Genomic DNA, 15,703 nt, shown 5'->3' on the forward strand with positions numbered 1-15,703 from the left:
CACATCCGCGGCGGGCCTTCATTCTTTTCCAGGAACCTGCCATGTCTCTTACGGGCAAACTGCTGATCGGTCAGCAAACTATCTCGGGTGATCGCGAGATCATTCAGGGAATCAACCCGGCCACCGACTCGCCGCTGGAACCCGCTTACTCCGGCGGCTCCGCCGAGCACGTCGAGCAAGCCTGCGCACTCGCCTGGGCCGCGTTCGACCGCTATCGCGAGACAGCGCTGGACGCACGCGCTGAATTCATCGAATCCATTGCCAACGAAATCGAAGCCCTCGGCGATGAGTTGATTGAACGCGCCATGGCCGAAACCGGCCTGCCGCGCCCTCGCCTGTTGGGCGAACGCGGGCGTACCTGCCAGCAATTGCGGCTGTTCGCTCGTACTGTACGAGCCGGCGAATGGCTGGATGTGCGCATCGACAGCGCCCAACCACAGCGTCAGCCAATGCCACGTTCGGATCTGCGTCAGCGTCAGATTGCGCTGGGGCCGGTGGCAGTGTTCGGCGCGAGCAATTTTCCACTGGCGTTCTCCGTCGCTGGCGGCGATACCGCTTCGGCACTGGCCGCCGGTTGCCCGGTGATCGTCAAGGCCCACAGCGCCCACCCCGGCACCAGCGAACTTGTTGGCCGCGCGGTGGCCCGGGCCGTCAAAGCGTGTGGTCTGCCTGAGGGCGTGTTCTCGTTGTTGTACGGTTCCGGGCGTGAAGTCGGCATTGCGCTGGTCAGCGATCCACGCATCAAAGCGGTGGGGTTCACCGGTTCGCGCAGTGGCGGACTCGCGCTGATCAAAGCGGCTCAGGCTCGCCCCGAACCGATTCCGGTGTATGCGGAAATGAGTTCGATCAACCCGGTTCTGCTGTTTCCCGCCGCGTTGCACAATCGCCCGCAAGCGCTGGCCGAAGGTTTTGTCGCCTCGCTCACGTTGGGCGCCGGGCAGTTCTGCACCAATCCCGGCCTGGTCATCGCCCTCAAGGGGCCGGCGCTGGACACCTTCATTGGCGCCGCCGCCGAACTCATCCAGCGCAGCCCGGCACAGACCATGCTCACGCCCGGCATTTTCAATGCTTACGAGTGCAGCGTGAATGCACTGGCGGAAAATCCGCGCGCACGTCTTGCAGTGGTCGGCCAGAGAGGAACAGGTCCGAACCAGGGGCAGGCCCATGTCTTCGTCACCGATGCTGCGGATTTTCTTGCCGATCACGCACTGCAAGCCGAAGCGTTTGGCGCGGCGTCTCTGGTCGTGCAATGCGCTGGCCACGATGAGGTCCGTCAGGTGCTCGAACAGCTGGAAGGTCAACTGACCGCCACGCTGCATCTGAATGACGAGGATCTGGATCAGGCCCGCTCATTGCTGCCGACACTGGAACGCAAGGCCGGACGCTTGCTGGTCAACGGCTGGCCGACCGGTGTGGAAGTGTGCGATGCGATGGTGCATGGCGGACCGTTCCCGGCCACGTCCGACCCACGCACCACGTCGGTCGGCACGGCGGCGATCCTGCGATTCCTGCGCCCGGTCTGCTATCAGGACTTCCCCGACGCCTTGCTGCCCTCCGCACTCAAACAGGCCAATCCACTGGCACTGCGACGCCTGCTCGATGGCCAAAGGGAAGCCTGAAACCATGCCGAACATCACCCATGACATCGCCGTGGTCGGCGCCGGCATCATCGGCGTTGCCTGCGCCCTGCGTCTGGCGCGACAGGGTTTGCAGGTGGTCGTGATCGACCCGCAGGAACCCGGTCACGGCGCATCGTTCGGTAACGCCGGGCACCTGGCGACCGAGCAGGTTTTTCCGATTGCCGATCTGTCGATCCTCAAGCGCTTGCCGGCCATGCTCATGGACCCGATGGGGCCGCTGCGCCTGGACTGGAAATACCTGCCCTGCGCCCTGCCCTGGTTCACTCGGCTGTTGCTGAATCTGCGGTCGGCGCCGTTCCAGCGCACCGTGGCGGGTCTGCGAGCACTCAACGAAAGCTCGCTGGAGGCCTGGCACCGGTTGCTCGGTGACATCCAGCGGCCCGATCTGCTGAAAGTGGAAGGTTCGCTGCTGGTGTTCGAACGTCCCGACTCGCGCCCGGCCATTGAAGCGTTGCAGGCACGCTTGCGTCAGCAACAGGTGCCGGTCGATTTATGGCAGGCGGCTGCGGTGCGTGACAGCGCACCGCAACTGAGCGAACACCTTCAGGGCGGGCTGTTTTTCCCGAGCACCGGGCACTTCATCGACCCGTACCGAGTGGTGTGTGAACTGGTCAGCGCCGCGAAGGCCAGCGGCGTGCAGTTTGTGAAGCAACGGGTCGAGGGCGGACAACTGGATGCACAGGGCGTTTCGCTCAATACCGGAACCGGCAACTTGAACGCCCGTCGAGTACTGATCGCCTGCGGTGCTCACTCGGCCAGGCTGACGACAGCGCTGACGGGCAAGAAAGTGCCGCTGGACACCGAGCGCGGTTATCACCTGATGCTGCCTCAGGAACACAACCGGCTGCCCTTCCCCGTTACGTCACTGGAACGCAAGTTCATCATGACGCCGATGTCCGAAGGCTTGCGCCTGGCGGGCACCGTCGAATTCGCCGGGCTTGAAGCGCCGCCGACCATGGCACGCGCCTGGCAGTTGCATCGGTTGAGCAAGGGGTTGTTCCGTGAGGCGTTGAGTGCCGAGGCGGCCACTCCGTGGATGGGGTTCAGGCCCTCGCTGCCGGACTCGCTACCGATCATCGATCAGACAGACGACGGCAAGGTACTGCTCGCGTTCGGTCATCAGCATCTGGGGTTGACCCAGGCGGCGGTGACGGCGGAGCTCGTGTTGCGGATGGTTTCGCCGCTGGTAGCGACTCGGGGTGAGGAACTGCCGAGTGTCGAGCCTTACAGGCTGGATCGTTTCTGAAAACGCGAAAGGCCTGCTTTTGAGGGCAGGCCTTTCGCTTGGCGATAAATTTTCAGGAAGGCATTAGCCAGTGTCGTTCAGTGGTCCATCCGAGAAACACCTTCCCGCCTTCGTGCTTCTGGCGACTCTCAGTCAACGGATGCCCGGATGCTGCTATACGCAACCCGATCATGGCCGGTAAAAACTTTTCCTGAAACTCACTGGATTGAGCCGCAAAATGCATTTCAATGGTCTTGAGTGCACCCTGCAACTGAACCGGATCCAGCATCGACAAATAAAACAACATCTGACGCCAGGCATAGGCCGTATTTTTCAACATGACCAAGCGTGCGTGGTAAAGCCGGATCTGAATTTGTTGGCGACGGCAAACCCATTCGAAGCACGACTGAGCCATTGCACTCAGGCGATCATGCAACACCTCTCTCAGTCCCAGAACACCAAACAGCGTTGCCAGATTCTGTGTTGTCACGATCTGTTGCTGCTCGATAATGGTGCCGTTGGTTGCAGGATGCCGGGTACCGATATCGACATTTGCACGCTGAGCGCACAGTCGGGCCAGCGCATCGTTGTTGTTTGTCGAACGTTGCCAATACGTTTTGGTGCGCCTCGATTTCGGCGGGTCGGGAAGGCCTGCCAACTGATCCGTATCGATATCGTAATATCGGGCGTAAAGCGATCCAGTCAACATACGGGCTGATTGCCTGGCGGCCTTCACGAATTTATTCGAGAAAGCGCCCATGAAGATGTCTGCCGCGACCTCCTCCACGATTGGAAGATCCAGCTTCGCCGTTTCAACCAGGGACGAAAATTCCTGAAGCAATTTGTTCGGAATAATCGCTTGTGGAAACGCCGAGAGAGTCAGTGCTGACGCTTCGATCAGGGCCTGTTTGGCGCCTTCGACCGCAGATACGTTCGCTTCATACTCACTTTCAAGCGCAGACACCCACGGAATATCTCCGATTTTCACCTGACGTTGCATATCCAATAGCAACAAAGAGCGTCGACGCCTGAAAGCTCGATACGTAGCGACAGACAATGTCTTCAGCGTTGCATCTCGATATCCCGCACTACAGATTTCCGCCGTCATGGTCGGCAGTACTCGCGCCACCGTATCTCCGGATGTAATCACACCCTGGTCAATCAACTCCGCGACGGTTCCCTTGCGACAGCGTTCGAGGCGTCGACGAACCGAGGGGGGAACGGCGTCTCCAACCATTAATGCATGTAGGTTCGCCTCCTCATTGGTGATGGGTTCCAACAGAGGGGAAAAGTCAGAAATACCTTCAGAGTCTGGATAACTCGTCAGACGCGCGGAGACAGCCTTGGCAATCAGATGATGTGCCGACGCGTTCACGTGATGGCGTTGCTTTGCTCGCTTATTGGAGTGTGCTTCGGATTCTGGATGGCCATGCTTGGCCAGAAAGTCATCGACAATCTTCCGGATGCGTCCCACTTGACGCCCCGTCAGCGATGCCGGATCAAAGGAGCACTGTTTGAGCAATGCATGCAACTCCACCACCCGGTTCATGGAGGAGCCTGCACTGCGGGGATCAGACTCCAATGTCTTTTCAAACTGTGCGCCAAGCGCAATTGCACGTTCGAACCAACCCTCAGGGTAATACCTGCAAGGCCAGCTTTCCTGATAGGTCAGAAGGAAAAGCGAGATGGCTGCGTCGTAGAGAGGCAAGCTGTTTTCGACAACGTGTTTTTGAACAGCCACACGCGGTTGAGGTGCAAGAGTGGCCAAACGCTGGCTGATATAACCGACATTAAAAACCTCAACTTCAGCCACCGAGAATGCTTGCTTGTCAGTGACTGTCGGAAAGAAACGTAGTCGTTCGAAAAAAGGCGCAATCTGCTCAATCAGCGTTCGTGCTTCCTCGATGCGCTGGTGCTTCAGAAACCAGGCAATTGTCAGCAGTGCAGCCTCTTCCGGCACATCGATTTGATAATTCCCTTTCGCCAGACACTCTTGAAGCGATCCAACGCCTTCATCTGAAAGATGCCAGGTATTTAAATCGAGTCGTTCAAACCCGACGCGAATGCCGGGGATCAATGCAGCCAACCGGCGCTCATAAAGCGTTAACTCGCCGCCGGCCAGAAACTTGCCAGTGGCAAAGCCGCCAGTGGCCACCTCCAACGTGACCCATTCGGGCAAATCCGCAAACGGTGTGCGTGAACCGTACAGCGCGCTGCCCTGCACGAGATGCTCGACAACCTGTCGCCAACGCTCGATCCGATCAAGCATTTGTGGGTCAGCGTCGTTTTCTCGTGCCGCGGTCAGCGCTCGAGATAGTTGAAAGTGCGCATAACCGTCATTTATCCCGACAAACGCATCCGATTCACTATCGTGCCTGGACATACTTCCTTGCGACCCTGCGTTGTAATGGGTCCGGGGGCTGGATTCGAACCAGCGCCCACCCGGTTAAGAGCCGAGTGTTCTACCGCTGAACTACCCCGGAACAGAGCGCGCATTGTCGACTGGCAATGAAAAGATGTGAAGCTCAATCTTGGGGATTTTGTTGCAGTTTGGTTCTGATCCTTCATCTTTTGATGAACCGGCGTCATGCTATGCTCAGAACACGTAGACAAGGGTTTTCCAAATGACTAAACCAGCCGCTGACAGTGTTGCAACCGAGGTTCGCAAGCTTGCCAAGGAACATCACGTCACCGCCGACCGTGACAGCATGAGCTGCATGGCGATGACCATTACGCGCCTGGCGGGTGATGTCGTTGAGCTGGATGGCGTTGAGCAATTACTCGTCAATCTCAAAAGGAAAGGTGTTCTGAACAAATCGGAAATCATGACATTTCAAGGGCGTTATCTTGAGGAAAAGAGGCGGTCCAAAAAGAAGCTGAGCGCATGATGTTCGACCCTTTCGGCGATTTTGACACTAACGGCTATCTTCAAAATTCACTGAAGCTGAAAGATCCCCTCGAGGTAAAAGAATCTGAACATCTCGCTTTCGAAGCGAGTCTCGAAGACGCTCTTGCCTATCTGGCCAAGAGAAAACCCATCGATTACAAATCTGTCCTCAAAACGCACGAAATCCTGTTTTCCGGTTTCTATCCATGGGCCGGAAAGGACAGGAACGAACTCGTACCCCACCTCGCCGTTTTCAAGGGATCAAAAGACGATCCTCGCCACACGGTTTTTGAACGTCCCGACCTCATCAGAAGGTCTGTGGAATACGCCCTTGAACTTGCTGCAAACAAAGAGCGTTTCAGAGAACGTCCGGGAGAAGTAATGGGCCAGCTCGCATCTGCTCACCCTTTTCTGGATGGCAATGGGCGCACGATCCTGCTCATTTACATGGAACTGTGCTACCGCACGAGATTCGCCATTGATTGGTCAAATACGAACAAAGACGACTACCTGCGAGCACTCAGTGATGAGATCCAAAACCCATTCAAAGGCCATCTCGACGACTATCTGAAGCCCTACGTTCTCGATATCTCCAGCCGTGACGAATGGCCGGAAATGATCGGTGGAATAAAGGGTCTGGATGGGCTGGATAAAGAAGGCATTACCTACGAGAACCTCGACAGTCCAGAAGTGCAGCGGCTCTATAAAACGTATAGAACACCGCCCATCGAATGACCTTCACGTTTAGAGGACCGCAGTAGAAACAAAAGGCCTGCTTTTGAGAGCAGGCCTTTCACATTTTTTGCAGTATTCGATCAACCCTGACGAGCCGTCAGCGCCGCGTAGCCATTCATCAAATTGCGGTAGTTAGGAATCCGTTGCGACAGCAGGTTGCCCAGCCCTTCAATGTCGTTGCGCCAGTCGCGGTGCAGCTCACAGGCCACCGAGAACCAGTTCATCATCTGTGCGCCGGCCTGGGTCATGCGGTTCCATGCGGCTTGTTGCACGGTGGTGTTGAAGGTGCCGGAGGCATCGGTCACCACGAACACGTCAAACCCTTCCGCCAGCGCCGACAAGGTCGGGAACGCCACGCACACGTCGGTCACCACACCGGCAATGATGATCTGCTTGCGGCCGGTGGCCTTGATTGCCTTGACGAAGTCTTCGTTGTCCCAGGCGTTGATCTGGCCCGGGCGGGCAATGTAGGGCGCATCCGGGAACATTTCCTTGAGTTCCGGCACCAGCGGGCCGTTCGGGCCTTGCTCGAAACTGGTGGTGAGGATGGTCGGCAACTCAAAGAATTTGGCCAGGTCGGCCAATGCCAGCACGTTGTTCTTGAACTCGTTCGGCGAGAAGTCCTGGACCAGCGAAATCAGACCGGTCTGGTGATCGACCAGCAGAACCACGGCGTCGTCTTTGTTCAGGCGGTTGTAGGTTGCAGTGCTCATGTTGAATCCCTTTTTAGTTGTGGAAGTTCGCTTGCGTTCAAGATGGGCACAGATTAATGACTCGCCTGAAAGCGATAAATCACCTGCAAAGCGTTTAACCGTCAACTCAGAAGAGACAATCAGCGCAAACCGAGGCTCAATCACGCTGCGGTCCCGAACTTCCTGCCGATCCTTGTCATAATGTCCGCCAGCATTACGTTCAGAACGACATTCAAGGAAAAGTTGATGCTCGGACGCAACACGCAAGAGCCAACTGCAAACAAGGCGCAGCACCCCGCCAGCAAAGCCGTGAAGGCCGGCTCGACCTTCCGGCTGACGGTCAGCTTCATGCTGGTTGTGGTCGTGGCGTTTCTGGCGGTCGAGAGCTGGCGGACGTGGCGTGACTATCGTTCGGTCTTTGCGTCTGCGCGCGATTCGGTGACCAACCTGGCCCGCGCCACGGCCCAGCACGCCGAAGACACGATTCGCCAGGTCGATGTGGTCACCGCCGGGCTGGCCGAGCGTGTCGAAGGTGACGGACTGCAGAACCTCGATGTCCCGCGCATTCACAAGCTGCTGGTGCAGCAATCGAAAATCATGCCGCAGTTGCATGGCCTGTTCATCTACGGCCCGGACGGCCATTGGATCGTGACCGACAAAGAGGTCACCCCCGAAACAGCCAACAACGCCGACCGCGATTATTTCCAGTACCACCGCACCCATGAGGATCGGCAAGTGCGCATCGGCCAGGTGGTCGAGAGCCGCTCCACCCATGACCTGATCATTCCCATCTCCCGTCGCTTGAACAACCCTGATGGCTCGTTCGCAGGCGTGCTGCTGGGGACGGTCAAGGTCAGTTATTTCGTCGACTATTACGGCGATTTCCGGATCGATGACAAAGGCGCACTGGTGCTGGCCATGCGTGACGGCACGATTCTGGTCCGCCGTCCTTTCATCGCCTCCGTGGTGGGCAAAAGCCTGGCGAACAGCGAGATCTTCAAGACTTACCTGCCCGCCTCCAACGAAGGCATCGCCCAGATCCGAGCGGTGGTCGATGACACTGAACGGCTTTATGGCTATCGCGCCTTGACCACCTATCCGCTAGTGGTTGAGGCGGGCCTGTCGAAAGATTCCATCACCGCGCCATGGCGTCGGGACTTGCTGAAAAACGGCTTCGTGCTGATTTTTCTGATCCTGGTCCTCGCCGGTTTCGGACTGATCGTGCTGAGCCAGTTGCGCCAGCGGATCGCGATGGAGCGGGAGATCCGTTCCGCCCACCAGGCCATGCGCGACATGGCACTGACCGACAGCCTCACCGGGCTCGGCAACCGCCGGCGCCTGGACAACGCGCTGGCGGACGAGATTCGTCTGGCCCGGCGCCAGGGCTCATCGCTGTCGTTGATCATGCTCGATGTCGACCACTTCAAACGCTACAACGACCGCTATGGCCACGCCGCCGGCGACGACTGCCTCAACGCCGTCGGACGCGCGATCCAGCAAGCGGTCAAACGCCCCGGCGACCTCGCCGTCCGCTACGGTGGCGAAGAGTTCACCGTGCTGCTGCCCAACACCGAGAACGCCGGCGCCATTCAAGTCGCCGAGGACATCCTGCAAGCCATCCGCTCGCTGGAACTGGAACACTCCGGGCATCCCCTCGGGTACGTCACGGCCAGCGCCGGCATTGCGACCCGCCATCCGGTTGACGACACAGTGACGCCGGCCATGCTGCTGCAGTCGGCGGATACCTGCCTGTATCAGGCGAAGCGGCTGGGGCGCAATCGTTGGTGTTCGGCAGACGAGTCGGTGTGATCGATGGCAGCGGGTGACGGCCGGTGGTACAAGCTCGATTCCACGTCAGTTGCCCGTCAGAATCGAAACTGAACCTCAGCCCCTGAACGCACGCATTATTTCTTCAACCACCGGCCTCGCGTATTTCTCACTGGGATCAGTCCCCGGCGGATCCTCGCTGCGGATCCATTCACCCAGATCAAACGCCTGATAGAGCGAGAAGGCGGGCTCAGGCATATCGTCAGTCATGCCGACCTCAACCACGGCATTGATGATTCCGTTCATCACACCATCGCAAAATTCATAGTCCAGCGATCTCTCCAGATAGCTTTCCGCAATCGCTACGGAGAGCTCGTTCAGTAGATCTCGCGGTGTCATTCCGAACTTCGCGCACGTGACGGCAAGATCACTCAGCGTTAATCCATTGACCTCGGCTTCCACCGAAAGCGCCTTGAGTTCGTTGTCCGGTAGCATTCTGGGCATGGGGCTCTTCCGGCCAGACGCGAAGGTAGCGCCCGGATCACTCATAAAACTTTCCGGCCAGCAGAATGGCTGCGCAACGCTGCCACACGTTCGATACCGCTCTTTCGTTTGAGATGGACCGGCTGCTTGAATCAGCCCACGCGGCCGCGGCATCGAGAAACGAGTCAACGGATCCGTTTTCCCACTCTGAAGCGCCGGCCCGATCGAGCGTTGAAGGTGACAGCTCTTCCAGTGATCGCTCGTGGGCAAAATCAGCACCCAGCGCCTGGATGAAGCGAATGAACGAGGCTTCATCGCTGACATGTACCAACAATTCATCAAGATCCAAAGGGTCAGACATGAGTTTCCAGGCTTGGTGTTCGGGAGGCGCCATGCTGCGATACAGCAGCATGGACGGTCAACTTCAAACCCGGGCACTCATTCGTAACGCTGCTGGAAACCAGGAATGAATTCCGCCCGGTTTCCGATGCCACACACAGCGTTCACTTCACCGCGTCATGGGTGATCAATGTCTTTGGTTCCAGATACGCGCTCATCCCCCACTTGCCCATTTCGCGCCCCAGGCCCGAATGTTTGAAGCCACCAAAAGGGGCGCGCGGTTCATGGGCCAGGGTGTTGATGAGCACGCGTCCCGAATCGATCTGACGGGCGATATTCACACAACGTTCGGGGTTCTGGCCCAGCACCAGAGCGCTCAGTCCATAATCCGTATCGTTGGCGATTCTTATCGCATCGGCGTCGTCCTCGTAAGGGATGATCGTCAGCACCGGGCCGAAGATTTCCTCACGCGCGATACGCATCTGGTTGTTGGCGTCCGTGAAGATCGTGGGCTTGACGAACCATCCGGCATGCAGGCCTTCCGGACGACCTTCGCCACCCGCCAGCAACCTTGCGCCCTCTTCCTGGCCGATACGGATGTAGCGCTGCACCCGCTCCCATTGTTTCTGGCTGACCATCGGGCCGATATCGGTGTCGGCGTTGCGTGGGTCGCCCGATTGAAACTGTGCGACGCCCGCCTTCGCAGCCTGCTCGAACTCTGCGAGCCGTGAACGCGGGACAAGAATGCGCGTGCCCGCGATGCAGGCCTGGCCGCTGTTGAGGAATCCGGCGTGCAGTGCCAACGGCATGACCGCCTGGAAATCCGCGTCATCGAGTACCACGGTGGGCGACTTGCCGCCCAGTTCCAGGGTCACGCGTTTCAAGGTGTCGGCGCCGGTTCTGACCAGATGCTGACCGACTGCGGACGACCCCGTGAATGAGATCTTGGCAACGTCGGGATGGCGGGCGATCTCCTCGCCCACCACATCCCCCCGTCCGTTGACGATATTGAAGACACCCGGTGGCAGTCCCGCTTCGTGCAACGCCCGGATCACGACCTGCGTCTGCAACGCGCTCATCTCGCTGGGCTTGATGACGGCGGTGCAGCCTGCCGCCAGTGCGGTAGCCAGTTTGTTGCAGATGAAGCCGGCATTGCTGTTCCACGGCGTGATCAGACCGGTCACGCCCACGGGCGTCAGAATGACTTTGGCCATACCGGCCTGCTCTTCGAAGTCGAACGCCTCCAGCGCCTCGATCGCTTGTGCAATCACATCCGCCGGATACGTCGCCATCCAGCGCCCGCGAACCGCAGGCGAGCCGTACTCTTCAAGGATGGCTTCCAGCAGTTCTTCCTCTCTGGCCGCCACGGCCTTATGCATGCGTTGCAGGGCGGCAATGCGCTCCTCGCGCGTGGTACGAGACCAGGCCGGGAACGCAGCCTTGGCGGCGGCGATGGCGCGCTGGGCGTCGAGTGCATCGCCCAGTCGAACCTGACCGATGACTTGCTCGGTGCTCGGGTTATGGAGGTCGAACCATTCCTGACCGTGTGGGAGGACGTACTCGCCGTTGATGTAGATGTGTTCAATGCGCTGCATGGCAACTCCTCGCTGAAAATGACTCACCTGAATCGAGCCTGTATGACGCGAAGTCTAAGAACGGTTGATTGTTCCGATAAGCTATCCTTTGGCTTATGAAGCATCCCTATTTTCAGGACAATCCATGCACAGAACAGGAATGACCGAGCTGGAAGTGGTGCTGGCCGTTGCCCGACGCAACAGTTTTCGCGGCGCGGCCCAGGAACTGGGTATGTCCACCACGGCTGTGAGCAGCGCGGTGGCCGGCCTCGAAGCGCGCCTGAAGGTGCGCCTGTTCAATCGCTCCACTCGCAGCGTTGCCCTCACCGACATCGGGCAGCGCTATGTGGAGCGCATCGCCCCGGCCCTGGCGCAAATCAAGAGTGCCGACGAAGAAGCCAGCGTCGGTCTCGACGAACCCAGCGGCACACTGCGCATCAATGCACCGCACGGCGCGGCCTACCTGCTGCTGGAGCCGCTGCTCGATCAGTACGCTCGGCGCTATCCCGAGGTGCGCATCGACGTCGTCAGCGAGGCAAGCATGGTCGACATCGTCGCCGGGGGCTTCGACGCCGGGATTCGCCTGGCCGAGTCGGTACCGCAAGACATGATTGCGGTGGCGCTGTCAGGCGACATCCGTATGCTCATGGTGGCAACGCCGGAGTACCTCGAACGCCACGGCGTGCCCGAACACCCGCGGGATCTGCTCACCCACCAGAGCATCGGCATGCGCATGGCCCACGGAGGTATCTACCATTGGGAGCTGGAACGCGATGGCGAGAAATTGCAGATGGATCTGCCGACGCGCTTCGTGTTCAACGAGTTGCTGGCGATCAAACAGGCCGTGGTGCTGGGCCTGGGCATCGGTTTCATTTCCGAGTGGTTCATCCAGGAAGAACTGGCAAGCGGCGCACTGGTGCCGGTGCTGATGCCGTGGTGTCCGTCGTTTGGCGGGCTGAGGCTTTATTACTCGGGCCATCGCTTCGTGCCGGCGCGATTGCGTGCGCTGATTGATCTGGTGCACGAGTTGCGGCCGAGTCTGGTTTGATTCTTGCGATCAATCGAGATGTGCGTTGCAAATGTACGGCGGTCTGGCTTCAAGGCAAAATGGCGCCTAGTTTTTTTCAAGGAACAGATGAGTGATCAGCAATACATTGAAATCATGGATCGATTGTCGGCTGATCTCGCCGCTGCTTTTACTGACAGGCCTGGTGACGCTTTCTGGCTGTCACCAACTGACCACCGACCAGCGAATAAATGCCTATATGGACAGTGGAGGCAAGTCCGCTCCAACGTACATGACATCAGAAGAAATCAAGGCAATGGAGGCTAGGCGCTATATCGCGGTTCTACGCAGTACCTTGGCCGAGAGTGTGTTCCTGGCAAATGGCGAAAGCATGCAAGGCAGCGTGAAGTTGCGCATGAAGCTCAGCCAGCAAGGTGACGTATTGTTCTGCGAAGCGCAGCCAACTGACCCGGGCGCTCCACCCGACTTCGCCAATCTGGTCACCGATGTTTGCTGGAGCAGCATCTGGACGGAAATCCCGGAAGGTCTCCAGAGTCCAGTCGATGGCTCCCTTGAGATCATCGCGCCGTTGATAGCCAAGGGCGATACTTCGTCCATTTCCGATTACGACCTGACACACCAGAAGGCCGGGCTGGAAAGCCGGTTTTTCTGGGACAACGTGTTGGCCAGGCACTCAATCACCGCGTTCGGCAGCGCCCATTTTGATTTCACGGCTAACGCTAAAGGCCAAATCACACGCTGCGATGTGACGCTTGAAAAAAGCAATTTCCGTCCAGCGTCGTTTCATCCGGATCCCGCGTTACAAAAGGCACTCGCGGCTCAGTGCTTACAGCTTGATCTGCAACGGATGCCAGGATTTCAGGTGGGTGAGTCTGGAGTAATCAATCGCTCGGTTTTTGTTAAGTACTTTCCGTGGAAAAACCACGTGGGGAAACATCAGGAAAAAGCTGCAGCTACCGATAAGAAAGGGGTCACCCCGGTCAACACCCGCAAGGAACGCATATGAGTTTGTTCAAGAAGCTTCTCGACTCATTGAAACGTCCTTTTAACCAAGACACCCAAGCCTCACCACAAGCCCTTCATCTGCAAGAACTGGTGACTGCCGGCAACCTGAATGAGGCTGAAGCAGCAAACATGGCAGCCCGAATGGCCGGTGAAGCCTGCCTGGATCGCTACTGGGGATCTATCGGCACCGTGGAGCGGGATGTCCTTGCCTACATGATCAGCCCGAGCTTTTCCGGCGGCCCTTACTGGCCCTCGACGCGCCAGGCCTACCGAGTCATTCGCCGTGGCGACAACATAATTATCGCCACTGAAGGCCTGTCGGACCCTTTCGATGATGATGCTGAAGGGACAGGCAACGGTTTCGAGATGGAGTTGTTCCTGGAAACCGCCGATATACCCGAGCACGCCCGTGGCCTTTTGGGTGATGTCGACCCTTTCCAGCGCAGCTGGGCATTCGAGCTAGTGGAGCACATTGCCAAAACGGTGGCAGACGCTGGAGGAATAACTCACCGACTCGACCAGTACGGTGCGCTATCAATCGAAATTCCCGGCTTCAGCCTGTCCAGTCACATGAGTGATCAACTGCCCGCACATTTCGTGACCGAGGACGACTCAACCGGCGTCCTGCTGGGCGCCCCTGAACCGGACTTCCCTACCCGACTGGATGACATGCCTCTATCCCCGGTCAGAATGGTTTCCGTGGTATTGATCACAGCGTCGGAGCTTGAATACATTCGTTCGGGTGGGCGCTCAGCGCGCGATGATCTGGTGAACCGTTTGAAGGCTGCGGGCATCGGGCATATGAGCAGCCTGCAACGTGACAGCGTTGTATGACGGCGGCACTCAGGGGGAAGGAAACTCTCGGGAATCAAACATGAAGCGGCTTCAACTCGCCCCTGCGACCTATCACCTGAACGACAGTTTTTGGGACCTTCTAGGTGCTGAGGACGGATCGCTGTATCTGCTCGTCAATTGCGAAGCGTCTTTTGTGAGTTACGACGCTCTGATCAAGCTCAACGACGAGGAGTTGCGCGATCACCACGGCCTGGGCTGGCTGTTCATTCAGTACCTGGCCAATCGAATCAATTATTTCGTCAGCGATTACAAGGCACGGCTGATCACGGGGCCTTTGCTTGACAGGGCGATTCAAGCGTCGAAACCGTAGATATCAAGCTTGAGCGCGATGGCTCCATCAATATCAGTCGCATTGGCTCTTTTCTTGAAGATCCGTGGCTCTAGACTGGTTCCCTCCCCACGACTCACCTGGAAAGGAAACCATTCTAGTGCACGACTTCGACTGCCAACCCGTTTTATGCGGGAAAACGCTTAGGCTCAAACCTCTTTCCGAAAGCGATTTTGAAGGCCTGTTTCTGGCGGCCTCAGACCCGCACATCTGGGCAGGCCATCCCGCCAGTGACCGCTATGAGCGGCCGGTATTCGAAGCGTACTTCGCCGCGCGGCTAGCCACCGGCAAAACGCTGGCCGTCATTGATATCGACTCGGGGCTGATCGTGGGCATGTCGAGCTATTACACCCCGCCCGACCTGCCGGACAGTATCGCTATCGGGTATACCTTTCTGGTGCGGGCGAAATGGGGTGGCGAGACCAATCGCGAGCTGAAACAGCTGATGGTGGAACACGCCTTCAAGGCGTACGACACTGTCTATCTCCACATCGCCCCGTCGAACATCCGCTCGCAAAAAGCCGCCATGAAAATCGGTGCGGTGCACTTGTATGATGCCGAACTGACGCTGTCCACTACGCCGGCCTGGTGCAAGTGCTACGGACTGACCAGGTCACAATGGACTGCATCGCAACAACACGCTTGAAGTGCGGAATGCGACGTTTGCGACAGTGGAGTCATCAGGCTGTCGTGTAGCTGAATGGCTCCAGGAAAATCTGAGGATCGACCCAGAGCCTGAGCCCGTAGGGAATCACTGAATATCCGTCATATCGCCCGGTGAACGTGTTCGACGCGGCAAATTCGAGGAATTTTCCGCGCTTGTCCTCTACAACCCGGATCCCCGGGCAGCCCAGCAGAGTGTATTTGATGATGGGGTTGGGCAGCGATGCTTCCCATAGCTGAATCTCGACATCGGAATCGTACTGCCATACCGTCAGCTCCAGTCTGAGAGAACCTTGTTGAATCGAGTATCGATGCGACGTTTCAAACTCATCCTGGGACGGAAGGACACCGAGTACGCCAGTCAGATCAAACGGGTCCCATACGAGCAGCGGCATATTGTTTCCTTGGCCTGACTTTGAGCTGCATCGTACCCATCATTTGCCTGTTAAACACTCTGCCCCTACGCCTGAACATTTGAGAACC

The 15,703-nt window shown here is 58.0% G+C and carries 16 protein-coding genes and 1 tRNA gene; 10 read left to right on the forward strand and 7 right to left on the reverse strand.

The features are described 5' to 3' along the window. Nucleotides 1-41: 41 nt before the first annotated feature. Together AC1RR7_RS14745 and AC1RR7_RS14750 are read left to right on the forward strand one after the other, a co-directional pair. A complete protein-coding gene (locus AC1RR7_RS14745; RefSeq protein ID WP_493157848.1) occupies nt 42-1,619 on the forward strand; it encodes an aldehyde dehydrogenase (NADP(+)) in 1,578 nt (525 codons plus the stop codon). A 4-nt stretch (nt 1,620-1,623) separates the two neighbouring features. Next, nucleotides 1,624-2,886 (forward strand): NAD(P)/FAD-dependent oxidoreductase, encoded by a 1,263-nt coding sequence (locus tag AC1RR7_RS14750; protein ID WP_493157849.1) that lies wholly within the window; start codon nt 1,624-1,626, stop codon nt 2,884-2,886. Between the two features lie 52 nt (nt 2,887-2,938). Here AC1RR7_RS14750 and AC1RR7_RS14755 read toward each other — a convergent pair whose 3' ends face one another. Both AC1RR7_RS14755 and AC1RR7_RS14760 read right to left on the reverse strand, forming a co-directional pair. Continuing rightward, on the reverse strand, nt 2,939-5,248 hold the full coding sequence (locus AC1RR7_RS14755) for a hypothetical protein (RefSeq protein ID WP_493157850.1): 2,310 nt from the start codon (nt 5,246-5,248) through the stop codon (nt 2,939-2,941). 25 nt (nt 5,249-5,273) lie between these two features. Next, nucleotides 5,274-5,348 (reverse strand) — tRNA-Lys (locus tag AC1RR7_RS14760). A 141-nt stretch (nt 5,349-5,489) separates the two neighbouring features. On the opposite strand from AC1RR7_RS14760, the gene AC1RR7_RS14765 reads away from it, so the two are divergent. Beyond that, on the forward strand, nt 5,490-5,753 hold the full coding sequence (locus AC1RR7_RS14765) for a hypothetical protein (RefSeq protein ID WP_273538357.1): 264 nt from the start codon (nt 5,490-5,492) through the stop codon (nt 5,751-5,753). Beyond that, nucleotides 5,750-6,487, forward strand: a complete 738-nt coding sequence (locus AC1RR7_RS14770; protein ID WP_273538356.1) for a Fic family protein — start codon at nt 5,750-5,752, stop codon at nt 6,485-6,487. Before AC1RR7_RS14765 ends, AC1RR7_RS14770 begins: the two co-directional genes overlap by 4 nt. Nucleotides 6,488-6,567: 80 nt before the next feature. On the opposite strand, the gene ycaC is transcribed toward AC1RR7_RS14770, so the two are convergent. Beyond that, complete coding sequence (gene ycaC, locus AC1RR7_RS14775; protein ID WP_085708478.1) at nt 6,568-7,200, reverse strand: isochorismate family cysteine hydrolase YcaC; 633 nt, start codon at nt 7,198-7,200, stop codon at nt 6,568-6,570. Between the two features lie 225 nt (nt 7,201-7,425). Here ycaC and AC1RR7_RS14780 point away from each other — a divergent pair, with 225 nt between their 5' ends. Further along, nucleotides 7,426-8,988, forward strand: coding sequence for a sensor domain-containing diguanylate cyclase (locus AC1RR7_RS14780; protein ID WP_102622440.1), 1,563 nt, complete (start codon nt 7,426-7,428; stop codon nt 8,986-8,988). 75 nt (nt 8,989-9,063) lie between these two features. Here AC1RR7_RS14780 and AC1RR7_RS14785 read toward each other — a convergent pair whose 3' ends face one another. The 3 genes from AC1RR7_RS14785 to AC1RR7_RS14795 form a co-directional block, all read right to left on the reverse strand. Further along, entirely contained in the window at nt 9,064-9,450 is a 387-nt protein-coding gene (locus AC1RR7_RS14785) for a hypothetical protein (RefSeq protein WP_493157851.1), read from the reverse strand. Between the two features lie 37 nt (nt 9,451-9,487). After that, nucleotides 9,488-9,841, reverse strand: coding sequence for a DUF7660 family protein (locus tag AC1RR7_RS14790; RefSeq protein ID WP_192560584.1), 354 nt, complete (start codon nt 9,839-9,841; stop codon nt 9,488-9,490). A 91-nt stretch (nt 9,842-9,932) separates the two neighbouring features. Next, nucleotides 9,933-11,363 carry an aldehyde dehydrogenase family protein gene (locus tag AC1RR7_RS14795; RefSeq protein WP_493157852.1) on the reverse strand — a complete coding sequence of 477 codons (1,431 nt, stop codon included), beginning with the start codon at nt 11,361-11,363 and terminating at the stop codon, nt 9,933-9,935. A gap of 124 nt (nt 11,364-11,487) precedes the next feature. Between AC1RR7_RS14795 and AC1RR7_RS14800 the strand changes: the two genes are divergently transcribed. From AC1RR7_RS14800 to AC1RR7_RS14820, 5 genes are all read left to right on the forward strand, one after another. Beyond that, nucleotides 11,488-12,390: a LysR family transcriptional regulator gene (locus AC1RR7_RS14800; RefSeq protein ID WP_493157853.1), complete on the forward strand. Its 903-nt coding sequence runs from the start codon at nt 11,488-11,490 to the stop codon at nt 12,388-12,390. Nucleotides 12,391-12,481: 91 nt separating this feature from the next. Continuing rightward, nucleotides 12,482-13,375: a hypothetical protein gene (locus tag AC1RR7_RS14805; RefSeq protein ID WP_493157854.1), complete on the forward strand. Its 894-nt coding sequence runs from the start codon at nt 12,482-12,484 to the stop codon at nt 13,373-13,375. Further along, entirely contained in the window at nt 13,372-14,208 is an 837-nt protein-coding gene (locus AC1RR7_RS14810; protein WP_493157855.1) for a suppressor of fused domain protein, read from the forward strand. Before AC1RR7_RS14805 ends, AC1RR7_RS14810 begins: the two co-directional genes overlap by 4 nt. Before the next feature lie 40 nt (nt 14,209-14,248). Next, complete coding sequence (locus AC1RR7_RS14815) at nt 14,249-14,539, forward strand: hypothetical protein (RefSeq protein WP_192560580.1); 291 nt, start codon at nt 14,249-14,251, stop codon at nt 14,537-14,539. A gap of 118 nt (nt 14,540-14,657) precedes the next feature. Further along, entirely contained in the window at nt 14,658-15,203 is a 546-nt protein-coding gene (locus tag AC1RR7_RS14820) for a GNAT family N-acetyltransferase (RefSeq protein ID WP_493157856.1), read from the forward strand. 34 nt (nt 15,204-15,237) lie between these two features. Here AC1RR7_RS14820 and AC1RR7_RS14825 read toward each other — a convergent pair whose 3' ends face one another. After that, nucleotides 15,238-15,615: a Ypar14, super integron cassette gene (locus AC1RR7_RS14825; protein ID WP_493157857.1), complete on the reverse strand. Its 378-nt coding sequence runs from the start codon at nt 15,613-15,615 to the stop codon at nt 15,238-15,240. Nucleotides 15,616-15,703 lie beyond the last annotated feature (88 nt).

It is taken from the genome of Pseudomonas sp. GW821-FHT11G12 (genome assembly GCF_058808055.1).

Coding starts and splice junctions, on each gene's coding strand:
- AC1RR7_RS14790 (WP_192560584.1), bottom strand. CDS start 9,841: ATGCTGCTGTATCGCAGCATGGCGCCTCCCGAACACCAAGCCTGGAAA.
- AC1RR7_RS14765 (WP_273538357.1), top strand. CDS start 5,490: ATGACTAAACCAGCCGCTGACAGTGTTGCAACCGAGGTTCGCAAGCTT.
- AC1RR7_RS14795 (WP_493157852.1), bottom strand. CDS start 11,363: ATGCAGCGCATTGAACACATCTACATCAACGGCGAGTACGTCCTCCCA.
- AC1RR7_RS14750 (WP_493157849.1), top strand. CDS start 1,624: ATGCCGAACATCACCCATGACATCGCCGTGGTCGGCGCCGGCATCATC.
- AC1RR7_RS14825 (WP_493157857.1), bottom strand. CDS start 15,615: ATGCCGCTGCTCGTATGGGACCCGTTTGATCTGACTGGCGTACTCGGT.
- AC1RR7_RS14815 (WP_192560580.1), top strand. CDS start 14,249: ATGAAGCGGCTTCAACTCGCCCCTGCGACCTATCACCTGAACGACAGT.
- AC1RR7_RS14755 (WP_493157850.1), bottom strand. CDS start 5,248: ATGTCCAGGCACGATAGTGAATCGGATGCGTTTGTCGGGATAAATGAC.
- AC1RR7_RS14810 (WP_493157855.1), top strand. CDS start 13,372: ATGAGTTTGTTCAAGAAGCTTCTCGACTCATTGAAACGTCCTTTTAAC.
- AC1RR7_RS14770 (WP_273538356.1), top strand. CDS start 5,750: ATGATGTTCGACCCTTTCGGCGATTTTGACACTAACGGCTATCTTCAA.
- AC1RR7_RS14780 (WP_102622440.1), top strand. CDS start 7,426: ATGCTCGGACGCAACACGCAAGAGCCAACTGCAAACAAGGCGCAGCAC.
- ycaC (WP_085708478.1), bottom strand. CDS start 7,200: ATGAGCACTGCAACCTACAACCGCCTGAACAAAGACGACGCCGTGGTT.
- AC1RR7_RS14785 (WP_493157851.1), bottom strand. CDS start 9,450: ATGCCCAGAATGCTACCGGACAACGAACTCAAGGCGCTTTCGGTGGAA.
- AC1RR7_RS14800 (WP_493157853.1), top strand. CDS start 11,488: ATGCACAGAACAGGAATGACCGAGCTGGAAGTGGTGCTGGCCGTTGCC.
- AC1RR7_RS14745 (WP_493157848.1), top strand. CDS start 42: ATGTCTCTTACGGGCAAACTGCTGATCGGTCAGCAAACTATCTCGGGT.